Genomic DNA, 19723 nt, shown 5'->3' on the forward strand with positions numbered 1-19723 from the left:
ACCTTTGATTATAAGGCTTGTGAATTTAATTCAGGATCAGGAAACAAACATTTGGCTTCCTTTTCTTATCAAAGCAAAATTTAGTTCTTTATAAAAGTTTAATCTTGTTAAAGCTCTGCTGATGGTTTTCAGTGGAGCTTTTCTTTGGACACTAGAGGTTGAGTGAATTTCATGTCATTTTTCTCTCTCGCAGATTTTATTGATTATGCAGATATTTTTGGTTGGAAATTCGGAAAGACGCTAAGTTCTTTTAAGCCCATGATAAGGAGCAAGGATTCATCTCTGATAAAATTGAATAATGCGGGTTTTATGTTCTTCCCACTTTATATATAGAATTTCAATAAAAAAGCTCTACTGAAAACAGCAGAGCCTTTATTAATATAATTTAGTTGTATGTTATTGTTTGCTTTCTAGAACTTCATTCTCTGAATTCTTACAGCATTTAAAATAGCCAACAGCGCTACTCCGACATCTGCAAAAACGGCTTCCCACATGGTTGCAAGACCTCCTGCTCCCAGAACCAAAACAACTGCTTTTACTGCAAAAGCCAGAATAATATTTTGCCAAACGATCTTTTTCGTTTGCTTTCCGATATTGATGGCCATTGGAATTTTGCTTGGTTTGTCATCCTGAATAACGACATCTGCCGTCTCAATGGTTGCATCACTTCCTAAACCTCCCATGGCTATCCCTACGTCGCTCAAAGCAACTACCGGAGCATCATTAACGCCATCTCCCACAAAAGCTACTGTTTGTTTTTTTGCCTTTATTTCTTTAACCTTATTCACTTTATCTTCCGGTAAAAGGTCTCCGAACGCATTATCAATACCAAGTTGGTCTGCAACATATTTTACAACGGTTCCTTTATCACCGCTCAACATTGTGGCTTTTACACCCATTTTATGAAGATTATCAACTGTTTCTTTTGCATCTTCTTTTATGCTGTCTGCGATAGTAATATACCCTGCAAATTTTTTATCGTAAGCTACAGCAATAAGGGTGTATACAATATTGGCATGGTTAATATCATATTGGATATTGAACTTATCCATTAATTTGAAATTCCCTACAAGTAGTTCTTTTCCATTAACGGTAGCCTTTAATCCGTGTCCTGCAATTTCCTCTACATTTTCCATCGGAATGGAATAATTAATATCTCCTACATAGTTGTGGATAGCAGTTGCTACAGGGTGTGTACTTTTGCTTTCCAGTAGATTGACTAATTGAAGAATCTCATCTTTATTAAATCCGGAGGCTATACTTACTTCCTGAACTTTGAAGACTCCTTCCGTCATAGTTCCTGTTTTATCCATCACAACATTTTGAATCTCCGCAATGCTGTCGAGAAAGTTACTTCCTTTAAATAAAATTCCGTTTCGGCTGGCTGCTCCGATTCCTCCGAAATACCCCAATGGAATGGAAATTACTAAGGCACAAGGACAAGAGATCACAAGGAAAATTAAGGCTCTGTAAAGCCAATCTCTGAACTGATAATCATTTACAATGAAATAAGGCAAGAGACAGATTCCTATGGCAAGAAAAACTACAATCGGTGTATAAACCTTGGCAAATTTTCTGATGAATAGTTCTGTAGGAGCCTTTTGAGCGGTTGCATTCTGAACCAGCTCTAATATTTTACTTAATTTACTGTCTTCATAGGCCGTAGTTACCTTAACAAGGGCTATGCTGTTCATATTGATCATCCCTGCCAATACAACCTCACCTTTATTTTTGGTATCCGGTTTACTTTCTCCCGTTAAGGCAGCTGTATTGAATGATGCTGAATCTGAAAGCAGTTCACCGTCCAATGCCAGTTTCTCTCCCGGCTTCAACTGGATAATATTTCCGATTTTGGTTTCTTTGGCTTTAATGGTTTTAGGCTGATTATTTTCCATAATCGTTACCTCATCGGGACGCTGATCCAGCAAGGCTTTTATATTTCCTTTTGCTCTGGTTACCGCCATGGATTGGAAAACTTCTCCTACAGCATAAAAAAGCATTACAGCAACTCCTTCAGGATATTCTCCAATGGCAAAAGCACCGATGGTAGCAATGCTCATCAAAAAGAATTCTGAAAACACATCTCCTTTAATAATACTTTTATAGGCATCCCTCAATACAGGAAATCCTACAGGAATATAGGCGGCAAGAAACCACACCAGTCTTACCCAGCCTGTAAACCATGCTGGTTTTATATAATTGTCAAAAGCAATTCCTAATAATAAGATCACAAAGGATATAATGGCCGGAAGAAACATCTGAAAGATGGTCTGATCTCCGGAATCATGGGAGTGATCATGCCCGTCATGGTCATGTCCATCTCCGTCTGAATGATTATGATTGTGTCCTTTTGGTTCTATTTTTTCGGGGGTTGTACTACAGCATTTTTCCATAACTGATATTTTTATACAAATTTAATGGGGAAACGGATGCAATGCTATTGCAAACTTTCAAGACAATTTTCACATATTCCTTTGGCAAAAAGCCTTATTTCATCAATCCTGAAATTGGTCTGAATATTTTCAGGAAAGGAAATATCTTCTTTACATGTTGTTTGCTTACATATTTTGCAATAGAAATGAAGGTGCCAGTCCTTATGGGTTTTCTCGTCACAATCATCATCACACAGTTTGTATTTTGTGGTTGTATTTTCCTGTATACTGTGAACAATTCCTTTTTCTTCAAAGGTTTTTAATGTTCTGTAAATGGTAATTCTGTCTGCATTCTCAAAGTGATTTTCTATTTCAGAAAGGGACATTGCTGCATCCTGTGAGCTTAGAAAATCGTACACCAGAATCCTCATGCTGGTGGGTTTGGTATTTTTATCAATGAGTTTGTTTTCTATATCTTTTTTCATTTTCAACAATTTAAAATTTACAGATGGACTTCATTTTCTTCATAGCCATCTTCTTCTATCTGAAAAGTAGTGTGGCTTATTTTAAAGTTCTCCACTGTTTTATCTGTTAATGTTTTCAACAATTGATTCTGGGGAAATGTTTCTTCTTTCACAATGTGGGCACTCATCGCATTCACACTTGATGTTAACGACCATACATGAAGATCGTGAACATTTTTCACTCCCTGTGTCTGCTCCAGTGATTTACGCAGCTCATGAATATCTACATCATTGGGAGTTCCTTCTAATAATACATTGATCGCTTCTTTCAACAGCCGCCATGTTCTTGGAAATATTAAAAGGCCAATGGCTGCCGAAATCAACGGATCAGCATAATACCAGCCGGTTGTCAGCATAATAATTCCTGCAATCATCACTCCTACTGAGGTTAGCATATCTGAAAGGACTTCAAAATAGGCTCCTTTCATATTAAGGCTTCTTTCTGAATCTTTTCTTAGAATCATCATTCCGACAATGTTTACTAACAATCCTATACCTGCTACAATCAGCATAGATTTGCTTTGTACTTCCGGTGGATCCTGAAAGCGTCGATATGCTTCAAATAGAACATATATAGAAATTCCCAATAGCACCACAGCATTAATAACAGCAGCCAATATTTCAGTACGGTAATATCCGTAGGTTCTGGAAGGGTCTGCTTTTTTCTCTCCAATTTTTATGGCAATAAATGCCAATAATAGGCCTACGACATCTGTGAGCATATGTGCAGCATCGGCTAATAAGGCAAGACTATTGGTAATAAGTCCTCCAATTACCTCAGCAATGAGATAGGTTCCACTTAGGCATAGTACAATCAGGAGATTTTTTTTATGTCTGCTTGCTGCAGAGGGAAGTTGGGTTTGTGTTTTGGTTTCCATAGCTGGTGGCTTAATTACATTTCATAATAGGATGTATTTTCTTTTTTTAAAGGCACATTTTGCTCCCCGATCATTTGCCGGATATTGATTTCTATAGTCTGCGCAAGGGAAGTCATGGGAGTATCTACCGGACCATTTTCGAATGGATCCTGCATAATGATAGATGTTTTTTCTATGGTAATAAACACTATCGGAACCAGAAAAGTAATCATAATCTCTACTGTCAGCTGCGAATCATCCAACCCAAATGGCAGGATAGCTGCAAATACATAGATCAGAATATGCACTAAAACACTATAGGATCTTGGAAAAACTGTATTTTTTAATCTTTCACATTTTCCCATACTGTCACATAGCCTTGTGATCATATCATTCAGTTGCATCTGATGAAAATCTGTAAGCTCTTTTGAAGCTGCAATTTCTTTAAGCTGCTTGGAATGGGCATCTAAAAGAGCGTTGGGGATATTGACTGCACTGATTTTATTTTCATCCAAATATTTTTGAACTTTATCAGAAAAAGGCAGCTTTCTCAAAGATTCTCCCAAGGCATAGGTCCAGATGATCTGTCTTTCTGCAATGGCTCTGATATTTTGATCTCCTTCAGGCAAAAACTGACTAACCAGCCTTACCAGTGTTCTGGAATCATTCACAATAGCTCCCCAAACCGTTCTGGCTTCCCACCATCTTTCATAGGACTGAGAGGTTCTGAACGCCAGCAATAGCGAAACCGCTGTTCCTAAAAGCGCCGGAATATTCAGTGGAAGTGAAATTTTCTGAAACCATGGCAGCATATCCAAAAGTCCAATAACCACGGCGAATATTCCAATAAACAGAATTTGAGATTTTATTTCACGGATGAAATACCAGACTGATATTTTTTTGTTTAATAGCATAGTTGGGCATGTATTAAATTTTATAAGATATTCTTTGCTTTCCCTCAGTCGTTTTAACTTCAATAAAACTATTCCGTAAACAGCTCTAATTTAAGTATAAAATTCGACATTTTATTGATTTTAAACACTTTCATTAATGTTCATGCTCTCCTGAATTTACTAGTTTCGCATTCACAAAAAAGGCTCCTTTTACTACAATTTTTGCCTGCTCCGGGATTTGTCCAATAGAAGTAATGGCAGTGTATCCCATGTCTGAGGTTCCTTTTACTACTTCCATTTTTTCAAAATTCAGGGTCTTCGGATGTGGTTTTCCTTTTTCTTCATGTTCTTCTTCTACCTTTTTATCGGTTTGTACAAACACATAGTATTTTCCGTCTGCCTCTACAATGGCTTCAGTAGGAACTGCAGGTGTTGTACTTTTATCAAGGCTTACCAGCCCTGTAATATTCATCCCGTCAATCAGCCCAGATTTATTTCCTATCACCTCGCAGTGCATAGAGATGGTCTTGCTTTCGTTTTCAAAGGAAGATCCAATGCTGTAAATTTTTGCATCATATTCTGTTTCGGGATTATTGGTCAGTTTAAAATGAACAATCTGCCCTACTCTCATTTTCGGAAGATCTTTTTCAAACACCTGAAGATCCAGATGGATGGAACCGTTATCAATAACTGTAGCAACAGGGGATGAAATATCTACATAACTTCCTATCTGTGCTGTGATACCGCTGATTGTTCCACTGATTGGAGCTGTGATAACCAAACCGGATTTCATGTTACCATTGTTTACACTTCCCGGGTTTATTCCCATCATTTGAAGCTGCTTCAAAAGGGAGGCTCTTTTGGTTCTTAGTGTTTTCAATTCTGCATCTGCACTTTGAAGATTCTTCTTGGCTCCCGCATCATTGTCGAAAAGCTCTCTTTGTCTTCTGAACTCCTGTTCAGCATAGGCAATCCTGCTATTGGTAGTCAGATAATCTTCCTGAAGTTGTATATATTCAGGATTGGCAATGGTTGCGATAACCTGTCCTTTTTTCACAATACTTCCTACCTGAATATTGATTGTTTTAATAATTCCTCCGTATAGAGAAGTTATGGTTGCCTTATTACTGTTCGGCACGCTCAAAAGACCATTTGCCTTGATGGTAGAGGTAAGTTCCTTCATTTCTACCGACCCCAAAGCTACTCCTACAGATTTCATCTGCTCTTCTGTTAATGAGGCAATGGTTTCAGGGGCTTCTTCGTGGGCTTTCTCTTTCTGTTCCGTTTTTTCCGGTGCTTTTTCTTCTGTAGATTCCTTTTTCCCACAGCTTATTGCAAACAGAGAGATTAATACAAGAGATAGGATATTATATTTGAGTTTCATATGCGAATATTTATTTTTTCTAAAATCGTATGCCATCATCTTCATTGGGGAATTTTCTGTTAATAGCGGCTTCATATTATTTGTTAATGATTGAATTAATGGTAACTACAGATTGATTCACCTGCTGGATTGATTCCAGATATTTTAATTGAATATTGGTGGCGGTCTGTAAGGCAAAAAGGTATTCTACATAAGAAATCTCCCCTGTTTTATATCCTAATTGAGCTGCTTTTACAATTTTCTCAGCATTAGGCAGCGCCTGATTGGTATAGTAATCATACTGCTGTGTATCCTGCTGATATTGATTAAATGCATTTTCCAACTGGGCAGAAAGTTGTTTTTTCTGCATTCTGGCATTGGTTTCTGCTACTTGCTTATCATATTCTAAAGCCCTCATTCTTGCCTTTGTAGCACCAAATGTTAAAGGTATTGCTACTCCTACTGTTGCTGATTGAAAGCGCTTCCCGGAATCATAGAAATTTTCCTGTCCGTTTATGGTATGGAATCCTATTAATGACTGGTTTGTATATCCCAAGCTAAAATCCGGCAACCCAAGGGCTTTTTCTACCTTTTTATTCTTTTCCGCAATTTCCATTTCGTGATAAAAAGCCTTTACCGTAGGATTATTGGCAACCACTGCACTATCCAATACATTTTCGGCCTTTAAAGGTTCATAACCTGTCTTGAATGGTACCTCCAGGGATTCTGAAGTATTCAGGAGGGTTTTTAAATTCTTATAGGCATTATTCAGAAATACTTCATTTTGTCTCAGAAGCAGATCGATTTCTCCTTTTTGGGTTTCTGCTGTATTGATTTCGATCTTTTTGATATCACCTGCTTTAAATCTTACGGTTGCAATTCTGATAAACTCTTCATAAAATCCTGCCAGGCTCGTCAGTTTTTCTTTATTGTACTGAAGATATTCAATCTGGTAATAATAAGTCCGAACGTCTTTAACAAGCTCATTGGCTGTAACTTCCTTATCAATTTGCTTACTCTTAATATTTTCATTAATGAGTTCCTTTCTTGCCTTAAACAAGGTGGGAAAAGGAATACTTTGTGAAATAGCAAAAGACTGGTCAAATTTTGGGCTGTTGTATTGTCCCAGCTGAGCATCAAAGCTTAATTTGGGAAGTTCCTTTGCCGTAGGTCTTAAAGCTTCTGCAGATTTTATGCTTAAGTCCTTTGACTGTAGGGTTAAATTATTATTCATCGCCATTTGTACAGCCTCTTCCACGGATATGGGTCGGGTTTGAGCTTTAAAGGTCTGTCCCATCATCATTAATCCTAAAAGAAGAATGATTGTAAATGATCCTGTCTGGTTATTTTTTCTTTTCAAAATCTTTGTATTAAAAATAATATAAAGCATTGGTAGAACGAATAGGGTAAGGAATGTTGCCGATACCAACCCTCCAATGACTACTGTTGCCAGAGGCTTTTGTACTTCTGCTCCAGCCCCTGTAGAAATTGCCATCGGTAAAAATCCCAATGATGCTACGGTGGCCGTCATCAAAACGGGTCTTAATCTGGTTTTTGTTCCTTCAAAAACACGTTTTAAAATATCTTTCTCACCCTCTTTTTCCAATTGATTAAAGGTTCCTATCAAGACAATCCCGTTAAGAACTGCCACTCCAAAAAGAGCAATAAATCCAATTCCCGCACTGATACTGAATGGCATATCTCTTATAATCAAGGCAAAAACACCTCCGATAGCACTCATTGGAATAGCCGTAAAGATTAATCCGGCCTGCTTGAATGAACGGAAAGTAAAATACAACAACATAAAAATAAGAAGCAGTGATACCGGAACAGCAATCATCAGACGTTTGCTTGCTTCCTGTAGGTTTTCAAACTGCCCGCCATAGGTAAAGTAGTATCCGGACGGTAATTTCACCTTATCCAGCTTTGCCTGAATGTCCTTTACTACACTTTCCACATCTCGACCTTTCACATTGAATCCGATTACAATTCTACGTTTTCCCTGTTCGCGGCTGATTTGTGCCGGACCAAGCTTATAACTTACATTGGCAACCTGTGACAATGGAATCTGTGCTCCTGTGCCTGAGGTAATCATTAGGTTATTCACATCTGAAATATCTGTTCTGTGAAGACTGTCCAGACGTACTACCAAATCAAAACGTCTTTCATTTTCAAAAACCTGTCCGGCAGCTTTTCCTGCAAAGGCAGTACTTACCGCATTGTTGACATCTTCTATATTTAATCCGTAATTAGCAATTCTTGTTCTGTCGTATTGCACATTGATCTGCGGAAGGCCGCTTACTCTTTCAATCTGAGGAGCTGTTGCGCCATCTACAGTCTGAATAATTTTTCCAACTTTATCGGCATATACGGCTAATGAATCTAGGTTTTCTCCAAAGATTTTCACGGCAACATCTTGTCGGATCCCCGTCATCAGCTCATTAAAACGCATTTGGATAGGCTGGTTTTTCTCGAAAAATACCCCGGGAATTGTTTCCAGCTTTTCACTGATTTCATCTGCCAGTTCACTATAGGATTTTTTAGTTTTCCATTCGCTTTGGGGTTTTAAGACCACAATCATATCTGTTGCCTCAGGCGGCATCGGATCTGTAGGAACCTCAGCAGATCCTGTTTTCCCTACTACCATTTTCACCTCATCAAACTGCTTGATGATTCTGGAAGCCTGCATGGAGGTTTCTATACTCTGGCTCAGGGAACTTCCCTGTGGTAAAATACAATGGAACGCAAAATCTCCCTCCTGTAATTGTGGAATAAACTCTCCACCCATATTTTTAAAGGTAAATGCGGAGATCACAAAAACCGCTACTGTTGCTGAAACAACAATATATTTTACTTTGATTGCTTTTTGCAATAATGGCTGATAAATCTTCTGAAGACGATTCATCATTTTATCTGAGAATGTTTCCTTGTGTGATATTTTTTTAGATAAGAACAAGGCACTCATCATCGGAATATAAGTTAATGACAAGATCAAGGCCCCAAGAATTGCAAATCCTACTGTTTTTGCCATTGGTGTGAACATTTTTCCCTCTATTCCTACTAAGGTAAGAATCGGAATATATACAATCAGGATAATGATTTCCCCGAATGCAGCACTGCTTCTGATCTTTGATGCTGAAAGGAAGACTTCTTCGTCAATCTCAGACTGAGTTAACGTCCTCATTGATTTCCTTACCCCAAGATGATGCAGGGTTGCTTCTACGATAATAACAGCTCCGTCTACAATTAATCCGAAATCTATTGCTCCAAGGCTCATTAAATTGGCACTCACCCCAAAGACGTTCATCATCCCCAGCGCAAATAATAAGGAAAGTGGAATGGCAGAGGCCACAATGAGCCCAGCTCTAAGGTTCCCCAGAAAAACTACAAGAACAAAGATAACGATCAACGCTCCTTCGATCAGGTTTTTCTGAACGGTACTAATGGCCCTGTCTACTAAATCTGTCCTGTCTAAAAACGGTTCTATTACCACATCATCCGGAAGTGATTTCTGAATGGTCGGAATTTTCTCTTTGATGTTGCCAACAACTTCATTACTGTTGGCTCCTTTTAGCATCATCACTACTCCACCCACGGCATCTACTTTTCCGTCATAGGTTAAAGCTCCATAGCGTACTGCACTTCCTAAACGAACATCGGCAACATCCTTTATAAAAATGGGAACGCTTCCTGTTTCATTTTTAACGGCAATGTTCCTGATATCTTCCAAAGAAGTCACAAGCCCGATTCCACGGATAAAATAAGCATTGGGTTTTTTATCAATATAGGCTCCGCCAGTATTTTGATTGTTTTTTTCAAGCGCTGTAAATATTTCGGTAATGCTTGTTCCCATCGCCTTTAATCGATTGGGGTCAATGGCTACTTCATATTGCTTTAATTCTCCTCCGAAACTGTTGATTTCTGCCACTCCCGGAGTTCCGTTAAGCTGTCTGCGGACAATCCAGTCCTGCATGGTTCTTAATTCTTTGGCATTGTATTTCTTTTCGCTTCCTTTTTTCGGGTGAAGAATATACTGATATACTTCTCCAAGACCTGTACTTACGGGAGCTAATTCGGGGGTTCCCACTCCTTTCGGAATTTCCTCTACTGCATTTTTTAATTGTTCACTGATAAGCTGTCTGGCAAAGTAAATATTTACATCTTCCTTGAAAACAACTGTTATTACAGAAAGTCCAAATCTTGAAATACTTCTTGTTTCCTGAATATCGGGAACATTTGCGATACTTTGTTCAATGGGAAAGGTGACCAACTGTTCTACTTCCTGCCCTGCCAACGTAGGACAAGCGGTAATAATTTGCACTTGATTGTTGGTAATATCCGGTACTGCATCTATGGGTAGCTTTGTGGCACTCCATGTTCCCCAAATGATCAGTATCAGGGTCATAATACCAATAACAACTTTGTTTTTGATACTAAGTTTTATGATTTTATCTAACACGATTTATATTTAATTTTTATTGAAAATACATTGCGTACAGCTTAATTCTGCAGCAAAAATATCCTGAAAACCTCTGCAATGGTATTGCAAAGTTTCAAACACGTTTAGAAAGGTAACTTTCTAAAAATCAATAAAATTAAATTTTAGGGGGTTGCCAGACGTGATCATACACCTGGTAAGCAAAGTCGTTTTTATGAAATAAAATTTTCTTTGAAAAGTAAGCAGGAATCTGCTCTGGAATTTCTAACAATGAACCCATTTTAAATGCTGAAACCGTAATCTGGCAACAGCTGCAGGCACAAAGAGGTGAACAAATATCCCCTTTTTCTGTTGAGTGAGCTCCCTGAATGTTTAGGGAAATCTTTTTATCTCCAGTGTCTGATGAAAGATGAGACACGTCTTCACAGGGCATCAATGATAACGCCATGAAATAAATTGCCAGTATCCATCTTAACAAGTTCATTGTGACAAAGGTAAAGTTTTTTTCTAAAATGGGTAAACTTTCAATTTTAAATACATGATAAAAATCATAAAAAAACATCGATCTAAGAAAAAAGTCCAAAACAATCTTTTAAAATTATAAATAAAACAAAATTAACAACAAAAAAGTTAAACAAATACTTCAAATGATTAAATAAGATTAATAAACAATAACAAATTGGACTAAAAATAACAAATGCAGCATTTAGTAAATTCACGCAACGAATTATTTATTTAACTAATTATGAAACGATTACTACTATTAGCCTGTACAATAACTACTTCTTATATTTTTGCTCAAAGCTGGAGTACTATAGGAAATACAGGTACAAATTCTTCAAACAACTTTATTGGAACTAAGGATAATCAGAGTTTAATATTAAAAACCAATAATACTGAAAGAATAAAAATCAGTTCTACAGGAAGTGTAGCCATAGGTGGCCCTGTAATAGATCCAAACATCACTTTCAAAACTTATGGTAGAGCTCAGTTTCATACAAATGCTAATGCTGATGGTTTTCAAGTATTGGGTACATTGGATAACGTTAGTGCTGGGGTAGATTTAATATGGGGAGTTTATAATAAATACCAATCTAATGATGTTGGATTATTAACTCTTTCTGCTCCTCTTTTCTCCGGTGATTGGGCAAAACCCTTATTCTCAGTAAGAGCAAACGGGAGAGTTCTGATCGGAACATCAATGAACACAGCACTTTCCGGATGCAGTGACTGTAACGAATACAGATTATTTGTAAAAGATGGAATCAAGGCTGAAAAGGTAAAAGTTGAAAATCCATCAAGCAACGGTTGGGCTGACTACGTGTTCAAAAAAGGCTATAAACTCAGATCTTTGGAAGAGGTAGAAAAACACATTTCGGAAAAAGGTCATTTACCCAACATTCCATCCGCAAAAGAAGTGGAAAAAGATGGAATTAATCTAGGTGAAATGGATGCTAAGCTTTTGGAAAAAATAGAAGAATTAACCCTCTATTCCATTGAACAAAACAAACAACTGAAATCCCAGTCTGAAGAGATTAAGGAACTTCGAGAACAAGTACAGCAATTAATTTCTACCAAAAAATAAATACCGATGAAAAGAAAATTACTTTCTCTGTTTTCCCTGTTCATTGGATTTTTAGGGTTTTCACAAACTGAAGTCTACTTCAAATATGATGAAGCCGGAAACCAACGATATAGAGGAACTAACGCCGCGGGTAAAAACGCAGAAAAACAAATCCTAAAAGAAGCAAAAATTGAGGAACAGTCCAAAACAGCAGCCATTACCACGCAGGCTCTTAGTATGGATGAAACAACTTTCTGGAAACAGATCAGGCTCTACCCGGTTCCGGTGAACGATTATCTGACGATTGACTGGACTGAAGAAGTGGATGGATTAATAGAATCGGTTTCTCTCTACCAGCACAGTACCGTTCATTGGAAATTTCAGCAACAGAATATTCCTGGACTAAACCGTCAGCTTAAAATTAATATGACTGGGTATGATTGGGGTATCTATATTCTACGCTTTACCCTAAAAGACGGAAGAGTCTTTGCCAGAAATGTCACCAAAAGATAAAGATTAAAAGAAAAATGTAAAGGCATTGAAAGAGTTTTCTTTGCTCTTACCTGTATTGAGTAATCTTTATTAATTATCACTTATAAAATAACCAATATAAATATGAAATTTATTTCATCATTGATATTATCCTTGTGTTCAGTAATAGGTTTTTCACAAACCATACTGTACCAGGCAGAAACTACTTCACGGACAGTGCAAGATCCACAAACAGTTATTTTGACTGAAGGATTTCATGCAAAATCAGATGTTTCTAATCCTTTTATTGCTAAGATTGGTCCTGCGACAGAAACCCCAGGCGGAGGACTAGTAGATTCAGGAGCAGGAGCAACCAATCCATCAGGAACAACGGCTCCACAAGGGAAAAGTTTCCATGATACTAAAGGGAATATTGAAGTAAATGGAGCCGGACAATTGCAATTTACTTTACCTATTGCTTTACCACCTGGGGTGAAAAGCGTAGCACCGCAAATTAACCTTGTTTATACTAGTGGCTCTGGAAATGGAATTGCTGGATATGGATGGAATATATCAGGCCTTACAGCTATTTCAAGAATAGGGAAAACCATTGAGAAAGATGGAGAACTACAGGGAGTCCAACTAGACTATTCTGATTATTACAGCTTCAATGGGCAAAGGCTGATCTTGAAATCTGGTGAATATGGAAAAGATGGAGCCGAATATGTTACGGAGAAATATTCCAATATCAAAATAAAATCTCTTGGCTCAATAACAGGACAAACATGGAAAGGTCCTGAATATTGGGAGGTCACTTTTGAGGATGGTTCACAGGCTTGGTATGGGGCAACCAATTCGGGGCTTAGTAATGCCAGAACTCCTATCGAATACAATATTGTCAAATGGAAAGATGCACTGGGGAATTTTATTATTTACAACTACACCCAGAACAATTATAATAATATAGCGATAATTTCAACTATTAGCTGGGGAGGAAATGAAAATCTTGGGAAAGCACACTTTAATAGTATTACATTCAATTACAATACAAATACCACAAGAAACTTAAAGGAAATATCATATATAAATGGAATTTCGCTGTTTCAAGATAAACTTTTAAACGACATAGTTGTAAAATCTAATAATAATCAATTTAAAAGATTTCTAATTGAATACAGTAATAATGGTTCAAATTATCAATTTGTTAATAAAATAACTGAATACAATGCCAATAATGAACCTGCTAATCCCATAGTTTTTGAAAATGCATCATCTACTCAATCATCAAATACTTTTAATCAAAATTCTAGGTTTGACGAAATATATGGGGATAGTGTTGTTTCAGGAGATTTTAATGGTGATGGAAAATTAGATTTTATCAAAGGAAACACATTAATGCTAGGAAGGCTTGATGGTTCAGGAAATTTTGTAAATATTAATTACACAGGAACGGTTATAACTCGTGGCAATTACCCTAAAAATAATGGGGTAATGCCATCAAACGATACATTCTTTACTTATGAATGGGTTTTTGGGCCAACTTATAAATTAACTCTTAGAGCCTATAATTTTAATGGGTCTGGAGTTGATGAAATCATGCTAAAGCAATTTGATTTTTCTTCATTTGGGTTTTCAGATCTAACAGGTTATCATGGGACTCAACATGGACCAATAGGCTATCTGCTCAGTGATTTAAAATTTCTTGAAGGAGATTTTAATGGTGATGGTATTTCTGAATTTATTATTACTACATTAAAAGATGTATATGAAGAAATTTGGGGACAAGACTGGAACGGGTATCCCGAATTGCAAGGAACTGCAAATATTGGAAGTGAAGTTTTTGAATTCTACCTTGACCCATTGCAAGGAATACTAAAAAAGAGAGAGTATCCGCTAACGGATTATACAACCAATATGGGACAGTATACCTTTATTTCGTCTGCCTACTATAAGCCTATACCATTAGGTGATTTTGATGGTGATGGAAAAACAGATTTATTTGGGTTGAAAGACGGGACTAAAATCTACTCCCTAAATACTGTCACAAAAGAATTTGATTTAAAAGCACAATCTCCAGCTCAAATTTCTGTTAAAGGAGTGGCACTACTTGGTGATTTTAATGGTGATGGAAAAACTGATGTAATGTCTCCAGTAGCAGAAGACTCTTCAGACTGGAAAATGTTTATTTCAACAGGTAAAGGTATTGCAGAGTACTATTATTCAAATTTGTCACTTTATAAACCTCAGCATACTGGAGCTCCTACTAAGCGAAGAAATACCATAAGAAATTACTTTGTACCTGACCTGAATAAAGATGGGAAAAGTGACTTCCTTCAATTCCAATCTGAGGTATGGTTTAGAGAATGGGCAATCAATAATCCAGATTCTAGTTATGGCTTTGTTTATTTCAGAAATGATGGTGTAGACACTACAGGTAAACCTGTACTTACAGTCGCTTATGATCTAGCCTCTAAAGAAGAAACAGCATGGGGAGATAAAAATGGTGAAGACATTAACTACTCTAATTATGGAGAGCACTATTTGCCTTTATTGGGAACTTTTCGTCTTTCGCAGTTAAATACCGACTTTGCTATTATCCATAAGACAAAACTTATCACATGGGATCTAGAAGGTAAGCTTGATAAAATAGCAAGAATTAAATCTATTATCCAAGGAGGTGTAAAAACAGATATAGAATATTCTCCTTTGATAAATGAAGGAAACATTTATAAATCTTATTTAGAGACTACTACTGTAAATTATCCTTATGTTAATATTAAAGAGAATCTAAACTATCATGTTGTCTCAAAACTAACCCAAGGAGAAAGAAAACAGGAATTTAGATACAGAGATTTAATAGGACATTTGCACGGTAAAGGAATTATTGGTTTCAGACAAACTGCAAGATCCACATTCTTTGCCAATGGATTTGAAAATACTAAAATCTGGACAGGTTCAGAAATAAACCCTATTAATGAAGGATTACCGTATAAGGATTGGTCTATAAGAACTGCGGATGAAACAAAAATATTTCCGATTGATATTTCGTTAAATAACACTCAACTATTAACATTCAAACAATATGATTATAAAATTGATAAGTTATTGAATGGAAATGTTGTTACTAATGTTTCTAATGCGGATAAATCTAAAATAGTTCTTGCCATTAATCCGTCTGTAACGACATCAAAAGATTTTTTAACCAATATTAAAACAATTCATACTGTAGAGCAATATGATAATTTATATCTTCCTAAAAAATCGGTAACGAGGATTAATGACGGATACTCTGTTTCAACATCTGAATTAGAATATTATCCGCCTAATACTACCCCCGGAACAAATTATAGCATTGGAAAACCTAAAGTTAAAACAGAAACTGTTCAGGCATATAGTGATACAAAATCTGCTAAGGAAGAATATACTTATGAAAACAATCTTTTAAAAACGTTAAAAACATGGAACAGGGATAATACTGGATATTTGCTTGAAACCTATAGTAATGATGGTTTCGGAAATATTACCCAAAAAGTAATAAGTAACAGCATTGATGCTCAAATCCAAACAAATACAAGTGAGTATGATCCAAAAGGAAGATTTGTAATCAAAAAAACAGATAACTTAGGATTAGAAACCAATATTGAATATAATGATTGGGGACAAATAAAAAAACAGAAAGATCCTTTAGGAAATACGCTTGTTAACACATATGATGGTTGGGGAAAACTACTGACCTCCAAAACCAATCTTGGAGGAACAACCGCGTATCAGTATAACAAAGATAACAATTCTAATATCACTGTTACACAATATTACCCCGATGGGGATATTTCTAAAAAATTCACCAACAGATTAGGCCAGGATTATAAAACTTCTACCAAAGCATTTGGGCAAGGGCAATTTATTTCAAAAGATATTACTTATGATGTTTTAGGCAGACAAACTTCAGAAAGTGAACCTTACTTTGAGGGACAAAATGCATCTCAATGGAATACTATTGTTTATGATGATACCGTTTTCCCTGCCAAAGCTAGTGCTAATGCATTCAGCGGGAAGAGAACAGAAACCTCAGTTTCCAGTTTAACCACAACGATAAAAGAACTTAATGGTTATGGCAGAACAACCTCCAAAACTACAGATGCCCTGGGAAATGTCATTTCTTCCACCGACAAAGGAGGAACGATTCAATTCTCCTACAATGCAGCAGGAGAACAAATTCAGGTAAAATATGCCGAAAATATTGTTACGACAAAATATAACTCCTGGGGAAGAAAATCAGAATTTAACGATCCTTCTAATGGCATTTACAAATATGAATACGATGGATTCGGACAACCAAAGAAGATCATAAGTCCGAAAGGAACCAAAGAATATAGCTACAACGCTTTGGGGCAATTAATTTCTCAAAAAGAACTCTCTACTGTTGATGGTGGAGAAGCAACCAATAAATTAATTTCCTTTGCTTATGACGATAAAGGAAGGATTATTTCAAGATCAGGAACTTCGAAAGGAAAATCATACAGTTCCAATATCAGTTATGATCCACAGGGAAGAGTATTATCATCTTCGGAAAGCAGTAGTGGAAAGTATTTTATCCAAAAAGATATTACCTATGATGATAAAGCAAGGGTTGTTTCTTATGAGAAGCAATTATATTCTTCTGGTGTTCTTACTAAGGTTCAGATTGAAAATGTATATAGCGCTTGGAATGGAGAGCTTATACAGGTAAAAGATAAAATAACTGGCAAGAGCCTGTGGGAGCTTAAGGAAGCCAATGCTAAAGGCCAGGTTTTAAAAGCTAAATTAGGAGTAGCGGATGTTAATAATACCTACGATGCTAATGGGTTCTTAACGAATGTTAGCCATTCATCAGCTGTTAAGCCAAGCATTCTGCAACTTTCTTACTCATTTGATGCTATAAAGAATGAGCTGAAAAGCAGAATAACTGGAGGGGATTTCAATATAGTAGAATCTTTCGATTATGATGATAACAACCGATTAATTAACTGGACGAATCCTGTAACCGGAATCAAGCCAGCAATGAACAGAAATGTCTATGACATCAAAGGAAGAATTACCCAAAACGATCAGGTAGGAACCATCAAGTTTGAGAATTCTGCCAAAATCTACCAACCGACAGGAATGACGTTGAATGCTGCCGGAGAACAGAATTATAATAATAATTTAATACAAAGCATTAGCTATAACGAAAATAATGACCCTGTATTCATTGATGGGATTAAAGGAGACGCCGCATTCCAGTATGGCTTAACGAGCATGAGACAAAGAGTTACCTTTGGCGGTAATTTCAGTACAGATGGAGAAGGGAAATTCACTAAATTTTACAGTGAAGACGGAAGCTATGAAGTGATAAAAGATAATACGACCGGAAAGGAAAAGCATATTCTTTATATTGGTGGGACACCATATGAATCTAATATTCTATATTTAAAGAACTATACGGAGAGCAGCGGTTCTTATAAATTTTTGCATAAAGATTATATCGGAAGTATTCTGGCGATCAGTGATGAGGTAGGAAATAAACTGGAACAAAGGCATTTTGATGCGTGGGGTAATTTCACTCATTTACAGATTGGCAATGGAGCGGTTATTACAGATAAGGACGCTATTCTGAACTTATCGAAAGATCTTAGTGTAGACAGAGGATATACCAGTCATGAGCATTTTATGGAAGTAGGAATCATTCACATGAATGGTAGATTGTATGATCCATTACTCAGAAGATTCTTAAATGCAGACGAGAATATACAAGATATATTCAACACCCAGAATTACAACAAATATGGATATGTATTTAACAATCCATTGATGTATAATGACCCGAATGGGGAGTTTGTCTGGTTTGTCCCTATCATAGCAGCTGTAGTTTCGGAGTTTTTTACCATGTATTATACACAGACTCCTTTTAATGGAGCTCGTTTTGTAGGTGGTCTTGCTATGTCATATGCAAGCGCTGGAATAGCAGGAGCGATAGGAGACGTATTTAAAATAGCTTCTGTAGCAGGAGCTCTTGGTAAATGGGGAACGATTGTAGCCAGAGCAGGGGCACACGCTCTAACGCAGGGTATTTTTTCAACAGTACAAGGAGGTAACTTCTGGGGTGGTGCTTTAAGTGGTGCTTTTGCTAGCGTATCTAATGATTTACTTGGATTAGCTACAAGTAAGGTAGGTGAAAATAATATTTTAAGAAGTGATGGTTTTGCTTTATTTAATGGAGCGGTAAGTGGCGGTGCTGGTTCTGTGCTTGGAGGCGGGAATTTCTGGATGGGTGCAGGACAAGGACTAATTGTTACGGCTTTTAATTACTTAGCGCATAAAGAAACTACTGTTGTGGAAGATAGTCCTGATAATGGGTATGATAAAAATGGAAATAAAATTAACAATAATGGTGGAGATAAAACAGATTATAAATATGATGATAATGGAAATGTAATATCTTCAACGTCTGTAAAAATAACTCGTTCTCAAGGAGGAGAGCTTTCTTCTTCATTTGAAGGATATGGGTTCAGGCACTATAACCAAGGAACGGGTGGAGCTATGTATGATGCCAGCTGGGATGTTGCTTCAATGTTTATTGGTGCTGGAGAAGTGAAAGCAGGATATAATGTTTTGAAAATGGGGGTGACAAAAGTATTAAAATCAGAAGTGGGCATAAGAACTGTATTTGGAGCTTCAAAATATACCTTAAAATCTTCTGTTTTCTTTGAAAATGTAATAGGATCAAAAAGTATTAATTTATTTGGATTGAAATCTCTACCAACATTATATGGAAAAGCTGTTACTTGGGGTACATTTTTAGGAAGAAATTCACCAATAATTGGGACTGCAATGATGTATGACAGCGCACGCAGAATAAATAGTTCAATTACAAAAACTAGAAAATAATGAAAGATTTAGAGAAAAAGATTATAGATTTTTTTTCAAAATATGACATCCCCATTAAAGATGTTAATGCGATTATAAATCCAGATTTTATTTTATCTGATGATGCTAACATAATTATGGGACGTTTTATAAAGGAATTTAATATAGAGAAAGGTTATTTAGAAATAGATAAATTTTTCGAACCTTTATCCAGTATTAGTTTTAATTTATTTAAGAAAAAAAGTAAAAAAGTAAATCGACCATTAATTACCGTTGCTCATATGATAAAAGTAGCAAAGCGAAAAGAATGGTTTGACCCTGAATAGAAGTTCAAATTGTTGTTTCTTTCTGATGTA

11 protein-coding genes are annotated in these 19723 nt (G+C 36.5%); 4 read left to right on the top strand and 7 right to left on the bottom strand.

Annotated elements, in window-relative coordinates:
• Nucleotides 1-410: 410 nt before the first annotated feature.
• The 7 genes from C7D53_RS12910 to C7D53_RS12940 form a co-directional block, all read right to left on the bottom strand.
• On the bottom strand, nt 411-2393 hold the full coding sequence (locus C7D53_RS12910; protein ID WP_106916860.1) for a heavy metal translocating P-type ATPase: 1983 nt from the start codon (nt 2391-2393) through the stop codon (nt 411-413).
• 44 nt (nt 2394-2437) lie between these two features.
• Complete coding sequence (locus tag C7D53_RS12915) at nt 2438-2857, bottom strand: Fur family transcriptional regulator (RefSeq protein WP_089734725.1); 420 nt, start codon at nt 2855-2857, stop codon at nt 2438-2440.
• A gap of 17 nt (nt 2858-2874) precedes the next feature.
• Nucleotides 2875-3774 (bottom strand): cation diffusion facilitator family transporter, encoded by a 900-nt coding sequence (locus C7D53_RS12920; protein ID WP_106916861.1) that lies wholly within the window; start codon nt 3772-3774, stop codon nt 2875-2877.
• A 14-nt stretch (nt 3775-3788) separates the two neighbouring features.
• Nucleotides 3789-4667, bottom strand: coding sequence for a bestrophin family protein (locus tag C7D53_RS12925; protein WP_106916862.1), 879 nt, complete (start codon nt 4665-4667; stop codon nt 3789-3791).
• 133 nt (nt 4668-4800) lie between these two features.
• The gene (locus tag C7D53_RS12930) at nt 4801-6030 is read right to left on the bottom strand and encodes an efflux RND transporter periplasmic adaptor subunit (protein WP_106917121.1); all 1230 of its coding nucleotides are present in this window, start codon (nt 6028-6030) and stop codon (nt 4801-4803) included.
• 76 nt (nt 6031-6106) lie between these two features.
• Nucleotides 6107-10468 (bottom strand): CusA/CzcA family heavy metal efflux RND transporter, encoded by a 4362-nt coding sequence (locus tag C7D53_RS12935; RefSeq protein ID WP_106916863.1) that lies wholly within the window; start codon nt 10466-10468, stop codon nt 6107-6109.
• 136 nt (nt 10469-10604) lie between these two features.
• A complete protein-coding gene (locus C7D53_RS12940; RefSeq protein ID WP_106917122.1) occupies nt 10605-10931 on the bottom strand; it encodes a DUF6660 family protein in 327 nt (108 codons plus the stop codon).
• A 261-nt stretch (nt 10932-11192) separates the two neighbouring features.
• On the opposite strand from C7D53_RS12940, the gene C7D53_RS12945 reads away from it, so the two are divergent.
• From C7D53_RS12945 to C7D53_RS12960, 4 genes are all read left to right on the top strand, one after another.
• On the top strand, nt 11193-12032 hold the full coding sequence (locus C7D53_RS12945) for a cell wall anchor protein (RefSeq protein WP_106916864.1): 840 nt from the start codon (nt 11193-11195) through the stop codon (nt 12030-12032).
• Between the two features lie 6 nt (nt 12033-12038).
• Entirely contained in the window at nt 12039-12524 is a 486-nt protein-coding gene (locus C7D53_RS12950) for a hypothetical protein (protein ID WP_106916865.1), read from the top strand.
• A gap of 102 nt (nt 12525-12626) precedes the next feature.
• Nucleotides 12627-19388 carry an FG-GAP-like repeat-containing protein gene (locus C7D53_RS12955; protein WP_106916866.1) on the top strand — a complete coding sequence of 2254 codons (6762 nt, stop codon included), beginning with the start codon at nt 12627-12629 and terminating at the stop codon, nt 19386-19388.
• Complete coding sequence (locus tag C7D53_RS12960; protein ID WP_106916867.1) at nt 19388-19693, top strand: DUF1493 family protein; 306 nt, start codon at nt 19388-19390, stop codon at nt 19691-19693. Before C7D53_RS12955 ends, C7D53_RS12960 begins: the two co-directional genes overlap by 1 nt.
• Nucleotides 19694-19723: the final 30 nt, after the last annotated feature.

The sequence above is a fragment of the Chryseobacterium aurantiacum genome (assembly GCF_003020585.1).
Taxonomy (GTDB): domain Bacteria; phylum Bacteroidota; class Bacteroidia; order Flavobacteriales; family Weeksellaceae; genus Chryseobacterium; species Chryseobacterium aurantiacum.

Excerpts from the sequence above, each read along its gene's own strand:
- C7D53_RS12910 (WP_106916860.1), bottom strand. The coding sequence starts at position 2,393 with ATGGAAAAATGCTGTAGTACAACCCCCGAAAAAATAGAACCAAAAGGA.
- C7D53_RS12915 (WP_089734725.1), bottom strand. The coding sequence starts at position 2,857 with ATGAAAAAAGATATAGAAAACAAACTCATTGATAAAAATACCAAACCC.
- C7D53_RS12920 (WP_106916861.1), bottom strand. The coding sequence starts at position 3,774 with ATGGAAACCAAAACACAAACCCAACTTCCCTCTGCAGCAAGCAGACAT.
- C7D53_RS12925 (WP_106916862.1), bottom strand. The coding sequence starts at position 4,667 with ATGCTATTAAACAAAAAAATATCAGTCTGGTATTTCATCCGTGAAATA.
- C7D53_RS12930 (WP_106917121.1), bottom strand. The coding sequence starts at position 6,030 with ATGAAACTCAAATATAATATCCTATCTCTTGTATTAATCTCTCTGTTT.
- C7D53_RS12940 (WP_106917122.1), bottom strand. The coding sequence starts at position 10,931 with ATGAACTTGTTAAGATGGATACTGGCAATTTATTTCATGGCGTTATCA.
- C7D53_RS12945 (WP_106916864.1), top strand. The coding sequence starts at position 11,193 with ATGAAACGATTACTACTATTAGCCTGTACAATAACTACTTCTTATATT.
- C7D53_RS12950 (WP_106916865.1), top strand. The coding sequence starts at position 12,039 with ATGAAAAGAAAATTACTTTCTCTGTTTTCCCTGTTCATTGGATTTTTA.
- C7D53_RS12955 (WP_106916866.1), top strand. The coding sequence starts at position 12,627 with ATGAAATTTATTTCATCATTGATATTATCCTTGTGTTCAGTAATAGGT.
- C7D53_RS12960 (WP_106916867.1), top strand. The coding sequence starts at position 19,388 with ATGAAAGATTTAGAGAAAAAGATTATAGATTTTTTTTCAAAATATGAC.